Source organism: Nocardia cyriacigeorgica (assembly GCF_010858045.1).
Lineage (GTDB): Bacteria > Actinomycetota > Actinomycetes > Mycobacteriales > Mycobacteriaceae > Nocardia > Nocardia cyriacigeorgica_E.
The window spans coordinates 15,863-34,942 of sequence record NZ_JAAGVC010000016.1 but is presented as its reverse complement, the minus strand read 5'-3'; the positions used below and the strand labels follow the sequence as shown (position 1 = coordinate 34,942).

At 68.1% G+C, this 19,080-nt stretch carries 18 protein-coding genes and 1 tRNA gene; 9 read left to right on the top strand and 10 right to left on the bottom strand.

Going from position 1 to position 19,080, the window contains the following annotated elements:
- Window positions 1–51: 51 nt before the first annotated feature.
- Window positions 52–975, bottom strand: coding sequence for a cobalamin biosynthesis protein (locus GV790_RS16050; RefSeq protein ID WP_163814158.1), 924 nt, complete (start codon window positions 973–975; stop codon window positions 52–54).
- A gap of 274 nt (window positions 976–1,249) precedes the next feature.
- On the opposite strand from GV790_RS16050, the gene sigJ reads away from it, so the two are divergent.
- Window positions 1,250–2,209 carry an RNA polymerase sigma factor SigJ gene (sigJ, locus tag GV790_RS16045; protein ID WP_163814157.1) on the top strand — a complete coding sequence of 320 codons (960 nt, stop codon included), beginning with the start codon at window positions 1,250–1,252 and terminating at the stop codon, window positions 2,207–2,209.
- A 22-nt stretch (window positions 2,210–2,231) separates the two neighbouring features.
- On the opposite strand, the gene ald is transcribed toward sigJ, so the two are convergent.
- The gene (gene ald, locus GV790_RS16040; protein WP_163814156.1) at window positions 2,232–3,347 is read right to left on the bottom strand and encodes an alanine dehydrogenase; all 1,116 of its coding nucleotides are present in this window, start codon (window positions 3,345–3,347) and stop codon (window positions 2,232–2,234) included.
- Between the two features lie 258 nt (window positions 3,348–3,605).
- On the opposite strand from ald, the gene GV790_RS16035 reads away from it, so the two are divergent.
- The 3 genes from GV790_RS16035 (at window position 3,606) to GV790_RS16025 (ending at window position 5,188) form a co-directional block, all read left to right on the top strand.
- The gene (locus GV790_RS16035) at window positions 3,606–4,121 is read left to right on the top strand and encodes a gamma carbonic anhydrase family protein (RefSeq protein WP_163814155.1); all 516 of its coding nucleotides are present in this window, start codon (window positions 3,606–3,608) and stop codon (window positions 4,119–4,121) included.
- Window positions 4,122–4,307: 186 nt separating this feature from the next.
- The gene (locus GV790_RS16030; RefSeq protein WP_218586424.1) at window positions 4,308–4,472 is read left to right on the top strand and encodes a hypothetical protein; all 165 of its coding nucleotides are present in this window, start codon (window positions 4,308–4,310) and stop codon (window positions 4,470–4,472) included.
- Window positions 4,473–4,564: 92 nt separating this feature from the next.
- Entirely contained in the window at window positions 4,565–5,188 is a 624-nt protein-coding gene (locus GV790_RS16025) for a TetR/AcrR family transcriptional regulator (protein ID WP_163814154.1), read from the top strand.
- 135 nt (window positions 5,189–5,323) lie between these two features.
- On the opposite strand, the gene GV790_RS16020 is transcribed toward GV790_RS16025, so the two are convergent.
- The 6 genes from GV790_RS16020 to aceE all read right to left on the bottom strand — a co-directional run bounded on the left by GV790_RS16020 (window position 5,324) and on the right by aceE (window position 13,755).
- On the bottom strand, window positions 5,324–6,757 hold the full coding sequence (locus GV790_RS16020) for an acyl-CoA carboxylase subunit beta (RefSeq protein ID WP_163814153.1): 1,434 nt from the start codon (window positions 6,755–6,757) through the stop codon (window positions 5,324–5,326).
- Between the two features lie 123 nt (window positions 6,758–6,880).
- The gene (locus GV790_RS16015) at window positions 6,881–8,131 is read right to left on the bottom strand and encodes a KasA/KasB family beta-ketoacyl-ACP synthase (RefSeq protein ID WP_163814152.1); all 1,251 of its coding nucleotides are present in this window, start codon (window positions 8,129–8,131) and stop codon (window positions 6,881–6,883) included.
- A 10-nt stretch (window positions 8,132–8,141) separates the two neighbouring features.
- Window positions 8,142–8,444: a meromycolate extension acyl carrier protein AcpM gene (gene acpM, locus GV790_RS16010; protein WP_014349925.1), complete on the bottom strand. Its 303-nt coding sequence runs from the start codon at window positions 8,442–8,444 to the stop codon at window positions 8,142–8,144.
- Window positions 8,445–8,570: 126 nt separating this feature from the next.
- Entirely contained in the window at window positions 8,571–9,485 is a 915-nt protein-coding gene (locus GV790_RS16005; protein ID WP_163814151.1) for an ACP S-malonyltransferase, read from the bottom strand.
- A gap of 128 nt (window positions 9,486–9,613) precedes the next feature.
- Window positions 9,614–10,915 carry a PucR family transcriptional regulator gene (locus GV790_RS16000; protein ID WP_375139400.1) on the bottom strand — a complete coding sequence of 434 codons (1,302 nt, stop codon included), beginning with the start codon at window positions 10,913–10,915 and terminating at the stop codon, window positions 9,614–9,616.
- A gap of 44 nt (window positions 10,916–10,959) precedes the next feature.
- On the bottom strand, window positions 10,960–13,755 hold the full coding sequence (aceE, locus tag GV790_RS15995) for a pyruvate dehydrogenase (acetyl-transferring), homodimeric type (protein WP_163814217.1): 2,796 nt from the start codon (window positions 13,753–13,755) through the stop codon (window positions 10,960–10,962).
- Window positions 13,756–14,134: 379 nt separating this feature from the next.
- Here aceE and GV790_RS15990 point away from each other — a divergent pair, with 379 nt between their 5' ends.
- The 5 genes from GV790_RS15990 to GV790_RS15970 all read left to right on the top strand — a co-directional run bounded on the left by GV790_RS15990 (window position 14,135) and on the right by GV790_RS15970 (window position 16,536).
- Window positions 14,135–14,692, top strand: coding sequence for a hypothetical protein (locus GV790_RS15990; protein ID WP_163814150.1), 558 nt, complete (start codon window positions 14,135–14,137; stop codon window positions 14,690–14,692).
- A 117-nt stretch (window positions 14,693–14,809) separates the two neighbouring features.
- Window positions 14,810–15,232, top strand: a complete 423-nt coding sequence (locus GV790_RS15985; protein WP_014349920.1) for a DUF3052 domain-containing protein — start codon at window positions 14,810–14,812, stop codon at window positions 15,230–15,232.
- A 78-nt stretch (window positions 15,233–15,310) separates the two neighbouring features.
- Complete coding sequence (locus tag GV790_RS15980; protein ID WP_014349919.1) at window positions 15,311–15,775, top strand: peroxiredoxin; 465 nt, start codon at window positions 15,311–15,313, stop codon at window positions 15,773–15,775.
- 33 nt (window positions 15,776–15,808) lie between these two features.
- Window positions 15,809–15,880, top strand: a tRNA-Val gene (locus tag GV790_RS15975).
- 215 nt (window positions 15,881–16,095) lie between these two features.
- Window positions 16,096–16,536, top strand: coding sequence for an SRPBCC family protein (locus tag GV790_RS15970; RefSeq protein ID WP_163814149.1), 441 nt, complete (start codon window positions 16,096–16,098; stop codon window positions 16,534–16,536).
- Window positions 16,537–16,597: 61 nt separating this feature from the next.
- Here GV790_RS15970 and GV790_RS15965 read toward each other — a convergent pair whose 3' ends face one another.
- Complete coding sequence (locus GV790_RS15965; RefSeq protein WP_163814148.1) at window positions 16,598–17,563, bottom strand: hypothetical protein; 966 nt, start codon at window positions 17,561–17,563, stop codon at window positions 16,598–16,600.
- A gap of 168 nt (window positions 17,564–17,731) precedes the next feature.
- Window positions 17,732–18,943, bottom strand: a complete 1,212-nt coding sequence (locus GV790_RS15960) for a glycosyltransferase family 87 protein (RefSeq protein WP_280213467.1) — start codon at window positions 18,941–18,943, stop codon at window positions 17,732–17,734.
- Window positions 18,944–19,080: the final 137 nt, after the last annotated feature.

Sequence of the window (19,080 nt, the reverse complement as noted above, 5' to 3'; positions counted from 1 at the left end):
CCGCGGCGACGGTCCCGGGCGTCGGCCCGATTCGCGACCAGGGGCACGCATTCAGCGCCGCAAGCGGATCACCGATACACCAGCGAGTACGGCGACCGCGGCGAGCTGCACCGCCTCGGACATCCGCACCGCCCGACGCAGATCGGGCACAGTGGGCGGCGCACCGTCGCCGAGGACGGGTCGCTGCTCGATGCCGTGCCGGTACTGCGTGATCCCGCCGAGGCGGATGCCGAGCGCGCCCGCCATGGACGCTTCGACCACGCCCGCGTTCGGGCTGGGGTGATCAGCCGCATCCCGGCGCCACGCCCGCCAGGCCTGCGCGGGCCGCCCGCCGGCCAGCGGCGCGAGCACCACGGTGAGCAGGCCGGTGAGCCGGGCGGGGGCGAGATTCGCGATGTCGTCGGTGCGGGCAGCGGCCCAACCGAAGCGCTGGTAGCGATCGTTGCGGTAGCCGATCATCGCATCGAGAGTGTTGACAGCCCGGTAACCGAGAAGTCCGGGCACTCCGGCCACCGCACCCCAGAACAACGGCGCGACAGTCGCGTCGGAAGTGTTCTCCGCGATCGATTCCAGGGCCGCGCGGGCAAGCCCATCGGCGTCAAGCGCTTCGGGATCGCGCCCGCACAGCGATGGCAGCAGCGCCCGCGCGCCCTCGATATCACCGGACTCGAGCCGTTCGGCCATCTGCCGCCCGGCGCGCGCCAGGCTGTGCCCGCCGAGCACCGTCCACGTCGCCAGCGCCGTCGCGACGACTCCCCCGCGCGCCACCGCCACCCCGGCCCCGGTCACCGCGCCGACGAGCACGGCCTCGTGCATCACCCCGGCCGTCCGCCGATCCGCGTAGGTCACCGATTCCAACGCCAGCGCCGCCGAACCGAACCCGGCCACCGGATGCCCGCGCCGCGGATCACCGAACACCCGGTCCAACGCGAATCCGAGCAGCAGCCCCGCCGCCCTCGATGTTGCCCTACCCACCCCGCGACACTATCCAGCGCGAACGCCGCCGACGCGCCGAGGTCACGTCGAACGCGGCTGCGTCGCCGGGGTCGAGCGCCGTAACCCGTCGCTTCCCGCTCCGGGGCGGTGACGCGTAGATCGGCATCGCGTCCGGGAAGAATCGACGCTCGCCGAACGCTGTTGGTCGATGGGGCGGCTGGAATGTCACACTCGACCGCCCCGCGTCGTCATCTCGGCGACACGATCCGATACCGCCCGGTCCCGGGCCGCACGACGAGGATGGCGAAGCGCAGTGCATACCGACGACCGTGGCGAACGCATCGATCAGGCCGAGCTGGCCCGGCGTTTCGAGGAACATCGCCCCTATCTGCGCAGGCTCGCCTACAGCACGCTCGGCAGCCTCACCGACGCCGAGGACGTGGTGCAGGAGGCGTGGCTGCGGTTGCAGCGTCAGCACGAAGCGGGTGACGTCGGCGAGATCGAGAATCTGCGGGCCTGGTTGAGCACCGTGACCGGCCGCCTGGCACTCGACTACCTGGGGTCGGCACGGGTGCGCCGGGAGCAGTACGTCGGCGAATGGCTGCCGGAGCCGACGGTGGTGGACTGGGACGACCCGGCGGACAAGATCAGCCAGGACGAGCGCGTCACGATGGCTTTGCTGGTGGTGCTCGAATCGCTGTCCCCGGCCGAACGCACCGCCTTCGTCCTCCAGGACGTGTTCGGCATGTCCGGACCCGAGGTCGCCGAGGTGGTCGGCCGCACCCCCGCGGCGGTGCGTCAGCTCGCCTCCCGCGCCCGCAAACGCGTCGAAGACGGCACCCCGCGATTCCCGGCCTCACCGGACGAACACGAAAAAGTGGTGTCCGCGTTCGCCCTCGCCTGGCGGTCCGGCGATATGAGTGCCCTGCTCGGGGTGCTGGACACCGGTGTCACACTGACCGCCGACGGCGGCGGCAAGGTTCCCGCCGTGCGCAAGCCCGTCACCGGCGCCGAACTCATCGCCAAATTGCTGCTCGGCTGGTACAGCTCGCCGTCGGCGCGCTCGTGGGGGCGCAAGGTGCTGGTCAACGGCCGTCCCGGGCTGGTGGTGTTCGACGGAACGCACACCGGCGTCTTCTCCTTCACCGTCGACGCCGGCCGCATCACCGCGATCGACGTCGTCCGCAACCCGGACAAGCTGCACGACATCCCGGACTCCGGCGAGCCGTGGTTCCTCAACGAATCGGACAGTGATCGGCCGGCCACGGACTGACGGGCCGATCTGCCTCCGTTACTCAACCCGCGAGCCCCACCCGCCGGACCGTCGAATACCCGTGCGCCGCCGCCACTTCCGGCGACAGCAGGCGCCCGGCGTCCGCGGTGAGCCCGTGGGCCAGCCCCGGGTCGGCAGCGCAGGCGGCCTGCCAGCCGTCGGCGGCGATGGCCCGGATATAGGGCAGTGTGGCGTTGGTGAGGGCGACGGTCGCGGTGTGCGGGACCGCGCCCGGCATATTCGCCACGCAGTAGTAGAGCGAGTTCGCCACGCGGAAGGTGGGATTCGCGTGCGTGGTCGGATGTGAACCGGCAAAGCAGCCGCCCTGGTCGATGGCGACGTCGACCAGGACCGAGCCCGGCCGCATGCCCGCGACCAGCTCGCGCGAGACCAGTTTCGGCGCTCGCGCCCCCGGCACCAGCACCGAACCGATCACCAGATCGGCGGCGAGCACGGCCCGTTCGACTTCGGCGGCGTTGGAGGCGATGGTCGTCAGCCGTCCACCGAACCGGTCGTCCAGTGCCCGCAGCCGGTTCAGGTTGGTGTCCAGAACGCTCACCCGCGCACCCATCCCGGCCGCGACCGTGGCCGCGTTGGTGCCGGCGACCCCGCCGCCGAGCACCACCACATCGGCCGGACGGACCCCCGGCACACCACCCAGCAACACGCCCGCACCGCCCAGCGGGGCCATCAGGTGGTAGGCGCCGACCTGGGTGGCCAGCTTGCCCGCGACCTCACTCATCGGCGCAAGCAGCGGCAGGGTGCCGTCGGGTGCGCGCACGGTCTCGTAGGCGATCGCGGTGGTCCCCGAGCGCAAGATCGCGTCGGTACACTCGCGCGACGCCGCCAGATGCAGATAGGTGAACAACACCTGCCCGTCACGCAGCCGGTGATATTCCTGCGCGATCGGCTCCTTCACCTTCAGCACCAGCTCCGCCGACGCCCACACCGCATCCGCGTCGGGCACCATGCGCGCCCCGGCCGCGACGTAATCGGCATCGGGAAATCCCGAGCCCGCGCCCGCCCCGGCCTGCACCGCTACCTCATGCCCACGCCCGACGAGGTCCGCGGCGCCCGCAGGCGTGAGGGCCACCCGGAACTCCTGCTCCTTGACCTCCCCCGGCACACCGATCCTCATACCGCCATCGTGGCCCAGATGGACCCGGCGTGCCATGAACCCGGGCCTGATGTCGCAACCTGCCCGCAACCATGCCCCGCTCGGCCCCGATTCTGATCATGGCGCCCAGATGATGAGCCCGGAGCACCGCCGCGCCTACACCCGGAACCGTTCACCCGGGCATGGACTCCCCGCTGCGATCGCCTCATGACCCCGGGGTTCCCGCCGCGCCCTGTTCCGGGCACCGGCCTCCGCGGGCGACCCGATAAGTTGCTCGGCATGAGGATTGAAATCGACGGGATCGCCCCTGAGGTCGACGCGACCGCCTTCATCGCGGTGAACGCCACGCTGATCGGCCGCGTGCACATCGCCGCCGAAGCGAGCATCTGGTACAACGCCGTGCTGCGCGGTGACAGCGAGCAGATCACCATCGGCGCGCGCAGCAATATCCAGGACGGCTGCGCCGTGCACACCGACCCCGGTTTCCCGGTGGTGGTGGGCACCGGAGTCTCGGTGGGGCACAACGCGATCCTGCACGGGTGCACGGTCGAAGACGATGTGCTGATCGGCATGGGCGCCACCGTGCTCAACGGCGCGGTCATCGGGGCGGGCAGCCTGATCGCGGCCAACGCGCTGATCCCCGAGGGCGCGCAGATTCCGCCGGGTTCCCTGGTCGCCGGCGTACCCGGCAAAGTGCGCCGTGAGCTCACCGAAGATCAGCAGAATGGCATTCGCCTGAATGCGCTCGCCTACTTGCATCACAGCGGCACACATCGCAACGCAAAAGTGCTGTGATACCCGCCACACTGATCAAGCGTCCAGTAGGATCCGCTGCTAGCATTTTCGGCAGTGCGCCCACTCTATCGGGCTACTCCACCCGCCCCGGCCGATCATCGGTTCGGTCCACGGTGTTCCGGTAAGCCCCATGGCGCGGCGCGCTGTCGAGCAGGAGGTAAGTCCGTGGCGTACAAGCAGTCCAGTATGCACCGGCCTAAGGGGCGGATCAGTGTGGCCGATATCGCGGCCCAACCCGGCGGTATCGAGGCGCTCCAGCGCCGCGTGCACGAATTACGTTCCAGTGGGGTGGATTTCGCGGCCAACGCGATCGAAAAGGAAATGGCCGAATTCGATCTGCCGCGGCACTGAACTACGCGGCGCCGAGCTCGGCGCATAATTGCGGGCAACGAACGCACCGCCGCGACGGCCGTGATGCCGTGCGCCGTCCCCGTGGAGACTCGATGCCGACCGTCCCGCCCATCCTGCAGCGCATCCTCGACAAGCCGGCTGCCGACAGCGAAGCGCTGCTGGAAAGCGCGCTGTCGGCGTTCCTGGATTTCGGGATCAAGCGCACCAGCATGGGCGAGATCGCCCGCCGCGCCGGGATCAGTCCCGCCACCCTCTATCGCCGTTTCGAATCGAAGAACGATCTGGTCGAGGCGGTGAGTGTGCGTGAGGCACAACGATTCGTCGCCGATATCGATGCCAGGGTGCGCACCGTGGCGGGCACCGAGAACCAGCTGGTGGAGATCTTCGTCGCGTTCATCGCCGCCATCGCGGGCAATGAACTGCTGCGCAGGCTTCTGCGCACGGAACCGGAGTTGATCCTGCCCCGGCTCACCACCGACGCGGGTCCGGTGCTCGCGGTCGGCCGCACCTATCTGGCCGCGAAGCTGCGCGAACTGCGCGATGCCGAGGCAGCCGCCGATTTCGACGCCGACCTGGTCGCCGAGATCATGGCCCGGCTGGCCCAGTCGCTGGCGCTGACCCCGGACGGGCTCATCCCCCTCGACGACGAGGACGCCGCCCGCGAATTCTCCCGCCGCACCCTGCTGCCGATGGTCGGCGTCCGCCCGAGCCGCTAGCGCGCCGGCCGGGATCGAACAGACACCGGCAACGTGCACCGGCCACGGCAGCATCGAATACTTTGCCCGCACAACGCGAACAGGCCCCGGAATGCCCGAGGCCTGTTCGTCGCCTACCGAATCGATCTCAGCCGATCACAGCGGAATGTTCTTGTGGTGGCTCTTGCGCGCGGGCGCCGACGCCAGCGCCGCCGCGATGACGCTGCGGGTCTTGGCCGGGTCGATCACCTCGTCCACCACGCCGATGGCGATGGCGCGCTCCACGCCGCCCGCGATGGCCTCGTGTTCGGCGGTGAGACGTTCGTGCAGCGCCTCCCGCTCTTCCTCGGGCGCGGCAGCCAGTGCCTTCTTGTGCAGGATGCCGACCGCGGCCTTGGCGCCCATCACGGCCACCTCGGACCCGGGCCAGGCGTACACCGCGGTAGCGCCGAGCGAGCGGGCGTTCATCGCGATGTAGGCGCCACCGTAGATCTTGCGGGTGACCAGCGTGACGCGCGGGACCCGAGCCTCGGCGAACGCGTGCAGCAGCTTCGCACCACGCCGCACCACGCCTTCCCATTCCTGGCTCACGCCGGGCAGGTAACCGGGCACGTCGGTGATGACGACCAGCGGGATACCGAACGCATCGCACAGCCGCACGAACCGCGCGGCCTTCTCGGCGCTCTCGGAGTTCAGGCATCCGCCCAGCCGCAACGGGTTGTTGGCCAGCACACCGACGGTGCGCCCACCCAGCCGACCGAGACCGGTCACCATCGAGCGCGCGTAGCCGCCCTGCAATTCCTCGAAGCTGGACTCGCCGTCGACATTGTCGAGCAGCTCGTGCACCAGCGGCTTGACGTCGTAGGCGCGCTTGGCCGACTCCGGCAGCATCGCCTTGAGATCCACATTGCCGTGCTCGGCGGCGACCAGATCGAATTCGCCCTGCTCGGCGAACATCGACACCAGCCGGCGGGCGCGGTGCATGGCATCGGCCTCGTCATCGGCGACGATATGGGTGACGCCGGATTTCTTGCCGTGGGTCTCCGGGCCACCGAGGGTGGCCATGTCGACCTGCTCGCCGGTGACGCTGCGCACCACGTCCGGGCCGGTTACGAAGACGCGGCCCTCCGGCGCCATGATCACGATGTCGGTCAGCGCCGGACCGTAGGCGGCGCCACCCGCGGCGAAACCGAGCACCACCGAGATCTGCGGCACCAGACCGGAGGCGCGGACCATGGCCTCGAACACCAGGCCGACCGCGTGCAGGGCCTCGACACCCTCGGCCAGCCGGGCGCCACCGGAATGCCACAGACCGACCACCGGAATACCGGAGTCGATGGCGGTGTCGATCGCGTCGACGATGTGCTTGCAGCCCTCGACACCCATCGCGCCACCCATGACGGTGGCATCCGAGCAGTAGGCGACGGTGCGCACACCGTCGACCTCACCGATCGCCGCCAGCACGCCGGACTTGTCGCGCGGATGGAGGGGAAGAATGGTTCCTGGATCGAAGAAACGCTGGAGCCTGCCCAGCGGATCACGCGGATCTGTGGCGGTGTCCTGCTGATACGCGGGTGCCAAGATTGTCATCGCGTCTCTCCTCAATGATGGTGGCCGCGCTAGCAGCTGCGAAGGTCGAGGGCCCGGCGGGGGTCGAGCCATTCAGTTGGCCAACCCCCACCGGGTTCGTCGATCAGTCGGACGGGTCTCGGATCAGGCCCGGCCGAAGGCGAGCGCGACATTGTGCCCACCGAATCCGAAGGAGTTGTTGATCGCGTACTCGATCTCCTGGCGGCGGGCTTCGCCCTTCACCACATCGAGGTCGATCTCGGGATCCTGGTTCTCCAGGTTCAGCGTCGGCGGAACGATGCCGTCCCGGATGCTGAGCACGGTGAGCACCGACTCGAGGGCGCCGACGGCGCCGATCGAGTGACCGAGTGCTGATTTGGGCGCGTACACCGAGGCGTGGTTGCCCACGGCCTTGTTGATCGCCTTCGCCTCCGCGGTGTCACCGATCGGGGTGGCAGTCGCGTGGGCGTTGATGTGGGTGATGTCCTTGGCGGACAGACCCGCGGTCTGCATCGCCCTGGTCATGGCGCGCGCGGCGCCGGTGCCCTCGGGATCGGGCGCGACCAGGTGGAAGCCGTCGGAGGTGATGCCTGCGCCGAGCAGGCGGGCGTGGATGGTGGCCCCACGTGCCTTGGCGTGCTCCTCGGTCTCGATGACCATCAGCGCACCGGCCTCACCGAAGACGAACCCGTCGCGATCCTTGTCGAACGGACGCGAGGCGCCCTTCGGATCGTCGTTGCGGGTGCTCATCGCACGCATCATGGAGAACGCGGCGATCGGCACCGAGTCGATGTAGCCCTCGACACCACCGGTGACGACGATGTCGGCATCGCCCATGGCGATCATCCGCCACGCGTTGGCGATGGCTTCCGAACCCGACGAGCACGCCGAGACCGGAGTGACCACTCCCGCCCTGGCCTTCAGCTCGAGACCGACGACGGCCGACGGGCCATTCGGCATGACCATCTGAACAGCCAGCGGCGAGATCTTGCGATAGCCGCCGTTCTTCAGCTTGTCCACCGAATCGATGAGTGCGTCACCGCCACCGAGCCCGGTGCCGATGGCCACACCCAGCCGGTCGGGATCGACCTCGGGGCTGCCCGCGTTGCGCCATACCTCGCGACCGAGCACGGTCGCGAGCCGCTCGACGTAGGCCATGCGCCGGATCTCGACCCGGCTGAGCAGGGTGTCCGGCGAAACCTTCAGGTGACCGCCGATGCGGACCGGAAGGTCGTATTCCTCGACGAAGGAATCCTCGAGAACGTCGATGCCGCTCTCGCCGTTGAGGAGTCCCTTCCACGTCGCATCGACGTCGCCCGCGATCGACGTGGTCGCCGCCAGGCTCGTTACGACGACGTTGGGGAAGTTCCCGTTCAAGGTGGAAGGAGTGGTCACGGTGTCGGCCCTACTCGGCGTTGTCGAACTTGGCCTTGAGCTCCGCGGCGGCGTCAGCGTTCTCCGCCTCGAGCTTCTGGATGTAGGAGACGGCGTCGCCGACCGTCTTCAGGCTGGCCAGATCCTCGTCCGGGATCTTCACGCCGTACTTGTCCTCGGTCTGCACCGCGATCTCGACCATGGACAGCGAGTCGATGTCCAGGTCATCGACGAAGGACTTCTCGATCGTCACCTCGGAGGGCTCGATACCGGTCACCTCTTCGATGATCTTGCCGAGTTCCTCGACGATTTGTTCCTGGGTCAGAGCGGCCACTTTGGTGGCTCCCTTCTTGTTACTGTGTAGGGCTTCACTGTTTTTCTTCGGATCGAGCGGGCGGAAAGTTACGCCAACTCGGTCACGACCGGGCCTCATCTTCGAAGCACGATCGCGGGTGGAAAGCTAGCCGGAGCCGGTGAGCTCGGCCAAGGTGGGGAGGTCAGCGGGGGTCTTCAGCGCAAGCGTCGGCGTGCCCTTCAGTTCCCGTTTGGCAATTCCGACGAGGGTGCCCGCCGGCGGCAGTTCCACCACCGCCGAAACGCCGGCCTGCCGGACCGTTTCGGTGCACAGGTCCCACCGGACGGGCCGGGTGACCTGCGCGGCGAGCTTATCGACCGCGTCCTGACCCGAGGCGACCGGCTTACCGTCGAAGTTCGACAGCAAAGTCCGGGTCGGCTCGTTGGGCGCGATCTTTGCCACAGCTGCGGTGACCGCGTCCTGGGCCGGAGCCATGTACGCGGTGTGGAACGCGCCTGCGACGGGCAGCGCGCGAACCCGGGCCTTTTCCGGTGGGTTCGCGGCGAGCTCGGCGAGAGCGTCCAGGGCGCCCGCGGCCACGATCTGGCCGACCGCGTTGCGGTTGGCCGGGACGAGGTCGAGTTCCGCGAGCCGTTCGAGCACGGCGGCTTCGTCGCCACCGAGCACGGCGGACATTCCGGTCGGTTCGAGCGCGCACGCCTTGGCCATTTCCGCACCGCGGATGGCGGCCAGGGTGACCGCGTCGTCGGCGGAGATGACTCCGGCGACGGCGGCGGCGGCGAGTTCGCCGACCGAGTGTCCGGCGACGATGGTATCGGCCGGAAGCGTTTCGGTGTCGATTTCGGCGAAAGCGAGCAGCGCGGCAGCGACGACCAGCGGCTGGGTGACCGCGGTGTCGGTGATCTCTTCGGCCGTCGCGGTGGTGCCGAGACGAACCAGGTCCAGACCGGAGGCCTTCGACCACAGCGCGAGACGGTCATGCGCGCCGGGGAGGTCGAGCCAAGGCGCGAGCATGCCGGGTGTCTGGGAGCCCTGTCCAGGGGCGAACAACGCGATCACATCTCTAAGAGAACACTGTGAGGCGGCTCTCGGGAGATGTCGACGCGAATGAAGCTTGCGGACCCGTTTTGTGTGAACTCCACAAAACGCCACGTGGCTCGCCCGGATCGACGCAGCCGTCGATCGCGTTACAGCCCATCTCCGTCGGTCGAGACGTAAGTGGCCTCAGATACTGGAGTTGACGATTCGTTACGAGTTCGTGTCAAACGACCTACTGTGGCGGCAATCCGGAGCACGTACGCGTCCCGCGGATTGAGCGGATCACGCCCGGTGATCTCACCGATTCGTTTGAGGCGGTAGCGAACGGTATTTGGATGGACGTACAGCTGACGGGCACACGTCTCGACCGCTCCACCACAATCCAAGTAGGCATCGAGAGTGTCCGCCAACGCCGATCCGGCCGCGGCCAACGGAAGGACAAGATACTCGTTCAGCGCCTCGATCGCAGCTCGGTCCCCCAGCAACGCCCGTTCGGGTAGCAATTCCGAGGCGTGCACCGGCCGCGGGGCGCCTCGCCAGCCGATCACCGCCTCCATACCGGCCAGTGCCTCCAGTGCGCTGGCATGCGCGGCACCCAAGGTGCGCGTGGTCGGTCCGATCACCACCGGACCGTCGGAGAACACCTCGTTCAACAGATCCGACAGGAACGACGACACCTGGGCGGTGTCGTCGAGATGCCCGCTGACCACCATCACCAACCGTGAACCCTGCACCACCGCCAGCGCGGCGCGTCCGTGCCTGGCGGCGATGGTGTGCACCCCACCGACCACCGAGACGCCCTGATCGCGCGGCGGGGTCCCGACGAGCACGGTGGCGGGCGCGGTGGCGTCCCAGTTGAGCGTGGCGGCCCGCGACAGCATGTCCGGGCCGGTGTCGCCGCGCACCACGGCGTCGACGACCAGCGCCTCCAACCGGGTATCCCAGGCGCCACGCGATTCGGCGGCGCTGGCATACACCGAGGCGGCCGCGAAACCGAGCTCACGCCCGTATCGCAGCACCGCCTCGGTGAGCGCCACCAGCTGCCGGTCGTTGCGCGCCAGCGCGGGCAGCCACTGTTCGAAGAACTCCATGGCCACCCGGACCATGTCCACGGTCTGGCGCAACGTCAGCCGCCGCGCCAGATCCTGCGGGATCACCTGGAAGGCGTCCAGGCTGAACCGGATATCGCTGTCGGGATCCTGCAACCACTCCAGGAAGTTCACCACCGCGGTCTGCACCAGCATCTGGACGCCGGCCCGCTGCGCGGCGTCCAGATCGGCGAAGAACGGCAACCTGTCCTGCATCGACCCGACAGCCTCGGTGGACAGCCGCCCCGAGAACTGCTTCACGCGTTTGAGCAGCGTGTCCGGGAGCGGGTCGCGGGTCTGCCGGTTCGGTGAGAGCGCGCCGGTCGGCAGATACACCTCGTGCTCGGAGGAGCCGTCGGAGATCCGTCGCGGCCGCGGCGGTTTTCGATCCACCCTCTAATGGTGCGCTATTCGGTTTCTCCGTCCGCGCCCGCCACCGGCTTCGGCGCGGCGTCGACGTCGTCGATGCGGTAGCGCTGCGCCGCCTCGGCGAGCACCGACTGCTCGACCTTGCCCGCCCGCACCAGGGCCTCCAGCGCCGCGACAGCGATGGATTCGGCGTCGACATTGAACACCCGGCGCGCGGCCGGACGGGTGTCGGAGAAGCCGAAACCGTCGGTGCCGAGGGTGACGAACTCACCCGGCACCCACTGACGCACCTGATCGGGCACCGCGCGCATCCAGTCGGTGGCCGCGATATAGGGGCCCTGGACCCGAGACAGCGCCTCGGTGACGTACGGCACGGCCGCGTCGGTGCCGGGCGCGCGCAACGCCGCGATCTCCTTGGCCAGCGCTTCCTTGCGAAGCTCACCCCACGACGTCACCGACCACACATCGGCGGCCACACCCCATTCGGCGAGCAGTTCCTGCGCGCGCACACCGTCGGGCACGGTGACGCCGGAGACGAGGATCTGCGCACGCACATCGCCGTCGGCACCCGGCTTGTACAGGTAGATGCCCTTGAGCAGCCCGGCCACGTCCAGATTGTCCGGCTCGGCCGGCTGCTGGTACGGCTCGTTGTACAGGGTGATGTAGTAGAAGACGTTCTCGCCGCCGAACACATCGGCCTCGTCGCGGGTGTGCGACTCGATCCCCGGCATGGCGTACGGGCCGGTGTCGGGCTTACCGCCGCCGTACATCCGACGCAGGCCGTCACGCACGATGTGGGCGATCTCGAACGCGAACGCCGGATCGTAGGTGACCACGGCCGGGTTGGTCGAGGCCAGCAGCAGCGAATGCCCGTCGTTGTGCTGCAGGCCCTCGCCGGTGAGCGTGGTGCGACCGGCGGTGGCGCCGAGCACGAACCCACGCGCCAGCTGGTCGGCGGCCGCCCACAGGCCGTCACCGGTGCGCTGGAACCCGAACATCGAATAGAAGATGTAGAGCGGGATCATCGGCTCACCGTGGGTGGCGTACGAAGTGCCCGCCGCGGTGAACGACGCGGTGGAACCGGCCTCGTTGATGCCCTCGTGCAGGATCTGGCCGACCGTGCTCTCCTTGTAGGCCAGCATCAGTTCCGCGTCGACCGAGGTGTAGAGCTGGCCGTTGCGGTTGTAGATCTTCAGCGATGGGAACCACGAGTCCATACCGAAGGTGCGGGCCTCGTCGGGAATGATCGGCACGATCCGCTTGCCGATCTCCTTGTCCCGCAACAGCTCCTTCATCAGCCGCACCAGCGCCATCGTGGTGGCGACGTTCTGCTTGCCGGAGCCCTTGCGCACCGAGCGGTAGGCCTCGTCACCCGGCAGCTTCAGCGGCTTGGCCGTGGTGCGCCGCTCGGGCAGGAACCCGCCCAGCGCCTTGCGCCGATCCAGCATGTACTGGATCTCGCGGGCCTCCATACCGGGGTGGTAGTACGGCGGCAGGTACGGATCCTTCTCCAGCTCGGCGTCGCTGATCGGGATGCGCTGCAGGTCGCGGAAGTCCTTGAGGTCCTGCAACGTCAGCTTCTTCATCTGATGGGTGGCGTTGCGGCCCTCGAAGTGCTTGCCGAGGGTGTAGCCCTTGATGGTCTTGGCCAGGATCACCGTCGGCTGGCCCTTGTGCGCCATCGCGGCGGCGTAGGCGGCGTAGACCTTGCGGTAGTCGTGGCCACCGCGCTTGAGGTTCCAGATCTCCTGATCCGACAGGTCCGCCACCAGTGCCTTGGTGCGCGGATCGCGGCCGAAGAAGTGATCGCGCACGTAGGCACCGTCATTGGCCTTGTAGGTCTGATAGTCGCCGTCGGGAGTGGTGTTCATCAGATTCACCAGCGCGCCGTCGCGGTCGGCGCCGAGCAGCGCGTCCCACTCGCGGCCCCAGATCACCTTGATGACGTTCCAGCCCGCACCGCGGAAGAACGACTCCAGCTCCTGGATGATCTTGCCGTTGCCGCGCACCGGGCCGTCCAGGCGTTGCAGATTGCAGTTGATGACGAAGGTCAGATTGTCCAGACCCTCGTTCGCCGCGACCTGGATGAGCCCGCGCGATTCCGGCTCGTCCATCTCGCCGTCACCGAGGAAGGCCCACACATGCTGATCGGAGGTGTCCTTGATGCCGCGATCGTGCAGGTAATGATTGAAACGCGCCTGATAGATCGCGTTCATCGGACCGAGGCCCATCGACACCGTGGGGAATTCCCAGAAGTTGTCGAGCAGGCGCGGATGCGGATACGACGGCAGGCCCTTACCGGGACCGCCGTGGCTGTATTCCTGCCGGAACCCGTCCATCTGATCGGTGGACAGCCGGCCTTCCAAGAAGGCGCGGGCGTAGATACCGGGCGAGGCATGGCCCTGGATGAAAATCGAATCGCCGCCGCCGGGATGATCCTTGCCGCGGAAGAAATGATTGAAACCGACCTCGTACAACGCCGCCGACGACGCGTAGGTCGAAATATGGCCGCCCACGCCGATGCCGGGGCGCTGCGCGCGATGCACCATGATCGCCGCATTCCAGCGAATCCAGGCGCGATAGCGGCGCTCCACCTCTTCGTCGCCGGGGAACCACGGCTCGTTCTCGGTGGGAATGGTGTTGACGTAATCGGTGGAGGTCAGCGCGGGAATGGAGACCCGGCGCTCACCGGCACGCTCGAGTAGGCGCAGCATCAGATAGCGCGCACGCCCCGGGCCCTCCCGGTCGAGCATGTCGTCGAAGGATTCCAGCCATTCGCTGGTCTCCTCCGGATCGATATCGGGCAGGTAGGACGCCACGCCTTCGCGGATCACCCGGACCCGTTCGCCGGTCTGACGGCCGGCGGACGATCCGTTCGCGTCGCGGGCACCGGGCGGCGTGGAATCGGGTACAGCGGGTTGCGCTGGAGCGGAAGAGTGGATCAGGTCGGTCAAATCTGCTCCTCGTACATGGGGCGGACAAGCTGATGGCGTCTGTTTCCCCGGGCGGCCACTCTGGTGGGCGGACCACCCGTTTACGAAAGTCCGGGCGCACCCTCCATCCTTGCCGAGGATGCGTCCCAGGTCATCATGTCAGCCACAAATCCAGTACGGTTTCTCCTCGACGGGTTACTCGGCAGTTTCCGGTGTGGACCGGTGTTCGGGGGCTGCCCGGATATCGACCAGAACACGAGAAATGAGAGCGGGGAGGACGATGAAACTGCTGGACCCACGCGGGGTCGGGCTGGTGTGCGCGGCCGCAGCGCTGATCGCGGGAGCGACGATCGCGGGCTGCTCGAACAGCGTGGACGGCACCGCCGCGCCCAATGCCGCCGACCTGTCGGCCTACAAGACCTATGCGGCGTCGTCCTCGGCGGCGGCCACCTCCTCACGCAAGGCGGCGGCGCAGGCCAAGGCCATCGCCGACAACTGCGGCCAGTTCCCCGTCATCACCGGCGTCGGGGTCAGCAAATACAACGAGTTCGTCGACGCGCACGACTCGAACGCCCCCGATTACGACGCCAAGCGCGATACCGCGGCGACCACCCTCGAAGACGCCGCCAACAAGGTCGAGGCGGGCGTCAACGCGGCCAAGGACGATCTGCCCGAAGACCTGAAGGGCAAGCTCACCGAGTACGTCACCGCCGCGCGGGCGTTGGCGCAGGCCACCAGGGGTATGCACTACACCGCGCCGGTGGGCCCGCTCAACGACGCCAGCCGCCGGGTCAACGACGCGCGCAACGCGGTACGTGACGACTGCTCGGCGCGCTGATCGCACTGGATTTCCCGCGACATCCGGTGGCCAATTCATCGGATCGGCTTGCGTTGCGGCCGATAACCATGTTCGCTTGCACCTACCTGTAGTCGGCATATTGAGGAGGACACCACCGTGGTCGCCGCGGCGGACGCGCAGAATTTCGCTCAGAAGCTTGGCATCACCCACGGCTTGGTCGTCCAGGAGCTGGGCTGGGACGAGGACACCAACGACGACCTTCGGGCCGACGTCGAGGAAACCATCGGAACGGAACTGCTGGACGAGGATTCCGACGAGGTCATCGACGTCGTGCTGCTCTGGTGGCGCGACGGTGACGGCGACCTGGTCGACGAGCTGATGGAGGCGATCGGACCGCTCGCCGACGACGGTTTCATCTGGGTGCTCACCCCCAAGACCGGCCAGCCCGGCCATGTCGATCCCAGCGAGATCGCCGAGGCAGCCCCCACCGCGGGCCTGACCCAGACCTCGGCGATCAGCCTCGGCGATTGGGCGGGCAGCCGCCTCGTCCAGCCGAAGGCACCCTCCAAACAGCGCTGACCGGCGTTTCACCTAAGGTTGCGGCCGGGCGATGTGTACGCGCCGCCCGGCCGGGCCCGACATGATGGAGGATCAGCGATGCCACTCGAGGTAGGCACCCTCGCGCCGGACTTCACGCTGAAGGATCAGAACAACCAGGAAGTCAGCCTGTCGGATTTCCGGGGCAAGAAGAACGTGCTCGTGGTGTTCTTCCCGCTGGCGTTCACCGGCATCTGCCAGGGCGAGCTGTGCAAGGTGCGCGACGAGCTGCCCAAGTTCCAGAACGACGACGCCGAGATCATCGCGATCTCGGTCGGCCCGCCGCCCACCCACAAGATCTGGGCCGCCGAACAGGGCTACACCTTCCCCCTGCTGTCCGATTTCTGGCCGCACGGCGCCGTCGCCCAGACCTACGGCGTGTTCAACGAGAAATCCGGCTACCCCAACCGCGGCACCTTCGTCGTCGACAAGGACGGCTACATCCGTTTCGCGGAGATGAACGCCCCCGGCGAGCCCCGTGACCAGGCAGCTTGGGAGAAAGCGCTCGCCGCGCTAGATTCATAACCCGTCGCCGCCGGTTACCCACCGGCAGCGCCCGGGCGTATAGCTCAGTGGTAGAGCTCTGGTTTTACACACCAGCGGTCGGGGGTTCGAACCCCTCTGCGCCCACCGGCACGCCCTCGGTCTCCCGCAGACCGAGGGCGTCTTGAATTGCGAAGCCCGCCGGCTAACGGTCCCTCACACGGGCGCGCCCCCGCTGTGTCCACGGCCGTGCACCGAACCCCTGACCGCACCCACGCGAAAACCTGCGATAGATCTCCGCAACCGGACGCTGTAGCGCGGAAGTCGTTGCGCCGGGAGGCAATTGCGATAAGGATGGCGGAATGAGCACGGTGTCGGTGTCGACCGAGCTGCCGATTTCCGCCGAGGAGGCCTGGCGGCTGGCGCAGAAGCCGGAGATGTTCGAATACGTTCTGGCGCCGATCATTCGGATGACCGGACTGAACCTGCCGGAACGGCTGGAGGCGGGCGCGTCGGGGGTGGCGCGGATGTGGATGTTCGGCGTCATCCCCGCGTGGACCCACCACATGACCGTGGTACGGCTCGAACCCACCGAGATCTACACCAACGAGCACGGCGGCCCGGTGCGCGTCTGGAACCATCGCCTCACCTTCACCCCACTCGGCGGCAACCGCTGCCGCTACACCGACGAGATCGAGATCGAAGACGGCTGGCGCGCATTCGGCCTACGGCAGTTCGTCACGTTGCTGTTCCGGCACCGACAGCGCCGCTGGCGCACGTTCGCCGGGATCATCGCCGGCTGAGTGCCGCACCGCACGCGCGCCCACAGATTCAGCTGATCCGGTTTCCGCGCACGCCCTCCGCTCACCGCGGCGAGCGAACAACCTCCGCCACCCAATCGGCGTTGGGTTCGATCGCGTACGGCTTGGTCGATCGACGATCGGTCCAGCTCGGTTCCAGAAAGGTTTCGGCGGCCCAGCAGGTGTGCCGGTAGAACCAGCAGTGATCGGCGGTGGTCTGGACCTCGGACCTGCGGACGATGACCCAGCCGCTGCCGTCGGCGCGCAGGCAATGGCTGCGGCCGTCGTCCGGACACTGCTGCGGGGTAAAACCGGCGGCCTTGTTCAGGACCTCGGGTTTGCCGTTGTTCTCGTTCTCACCGGCCAGCACCCGCAGGCGGTTCACCGGGAGAACCGAGCGCATGTCGCCGCCGTAGCCGGTGGTCCACACCGCGCGCACCCGCGGGTCGTGGTTGGGCGCCAGGTGAGCGACCGCACCACCTTGGCTGTGTCCCCAGGTGGCGATACCGAGATCGCAGTCGACGGTGTCCAGCGCGCAGGCCGCGCGGAGCAGGCTGCGCGGTTCGTGCGGCGCGAACAGGCAGCGGGTCTGGTTTCCGTGATCGCCGGCCAGGGCGAGCACGGTGTTGTCGTAATCGACCATGAGGGCGACGAAGCCGCGGCGCGCCATCGCCGCGGTCACCGCGTTCGCGGCGGGGATATTGCCGAGCAGATCTGCCTGGGGGTCCTTGCCGAAATTGGTGCCGACGAAGTACAGGAACAGCGGATGGCGGTGGCCATCCGCCGACGCCGGCTCGAATCCGCGCGTCTGATATTCCCGTCGGCAGTCGGCGCTGTTGTCCACGGTCCCCGCGTACGTCGGCGGCAGCGCGATCTCCCGGACGACATCCCAGTCCTGCGCCGAAGCCACGCCTACCGGGCCGGAGCAGCCGAGCAGCAGGGCAACCAGGCCCAAGAGCGTCATCCGCCAGCACGAACGCCCAGCTGCCCGAGCGCGCGCGTCACCATTGAGCACCAGTTCGTTCGCCACGGCGCCGAGCCTAGTTGCGCCCCTGCGGAGTTCCGGTCCTACGCGCCGAGAGACGAGTCCTTTCTCGACAGCCGACACCCGATTCACCAAGGCGGGCGGCCGACCCCACGGCACCACCACCTCGGCGCGAGCTTCTCGGTCGATCCTCCGCCCGGCGAGCGCGGCAGCTCACCGTGTGGCCGGGCTCCGTTCGTCCGCGGGCGCTTCCTGCACCGCAGGCGAGGCGGGCTTCCCGCGCAGCTGTGCCGACCGTGCGAATGCGATCCAGGCCAGCATCAGCAGTGCCACCCACACGTAGGCGTCGCCGACCACGTGCTGCCCGATCGACCAGCCGAGCTCCCGATCCTCACCCTGCGGCACGTTCTCGTGCGGGGCGATGTAGAACACCCAGGCGGCGGCGATCACCGCCAGCGAGCAGGCGATCGCGGCCTGGCGTGGCAGCCGGCTCGCGTACGCGGCCATGATCAGCAGACCGGGCGCCACCCACACCCAGTGATGCGACCACGAGATCGGCGACACCAGCAGGGCGAGCAGCGCGTTGGCGAACAGCGCCAGCGGCGGCACATCGGCCACCTTGCGCATGATCGTGTACACCAGCACCAGCGCCAGCGCGGCCAGCACCAGCCACAGAGCGGTGAAGGCGATACCGGAGATCCCGAAACGGGCGAGCACGCCCTGGATGGACTGGTTGGTGTGGAACACCGATCCGGACAGTCCGGACATGTTGCCGCCGCCGAACCAGTATTCGAACGATTCGCGCGGCAGCACCGCGAAGGCGAGGGCGGTGACCGTCGCGCCGGTGGCGGCGGCGGTGATCGCGGCCTTGTAGTCACGACGCACCAGGAAGTACAGCACGAACGCGGCCGGGGTCAGCTTGATCGCGGCGGCGATACCGACCAGCACACCGCGCGGCCACTTGGTCTTCTCGGGCAGGCAGTCGGCGGCGACCAGGCCCATCAGGATCAGGTTCACCTGACCGAAGTCCAGCGTGGACACCGTCGGCTCGAGCAGCAACGTCAACGGCAGCGCGGTCGCGGCCGCCCACCAGCCGAGGCCACGCTGGTGCGGCCACATCCGGCGGGCCACCAGGAACAGGGTCAGTGCGAGCGCGGCCACCGAGACCGTGAAGTAGCTGACGACGGCCACATTCCACGGCAGCAGCGCGAACGGTGACAGCGCGAGCGCCGCGAAGGGCGGGTAGATGAACGGCAGGCCGATGCCGAACGACGTTTCCGGCAGATCGCCGTACAGGTCGCCGCCATCGCGCAGGGTGTCGATGCCGATCCGGTAGACCTCGAGATCGATGAAGCCTCGAGAGATGTGGTCCGACAGCCAGAAGGCGACGACGATCGCGAGCAGCGCCGGAATACACCACGGCACTACCCGGACCCACCGTGTGGGCGATGTGAGCAGACTATGTGTCATAAGGAGGGGTGTGTGTTGTGTGGCCCCGGACTCGGCTGGGCGTCGTTCCCGGTCGATCCTGCTTCCCGGCGTGTTCGGATTCCGACCACCTC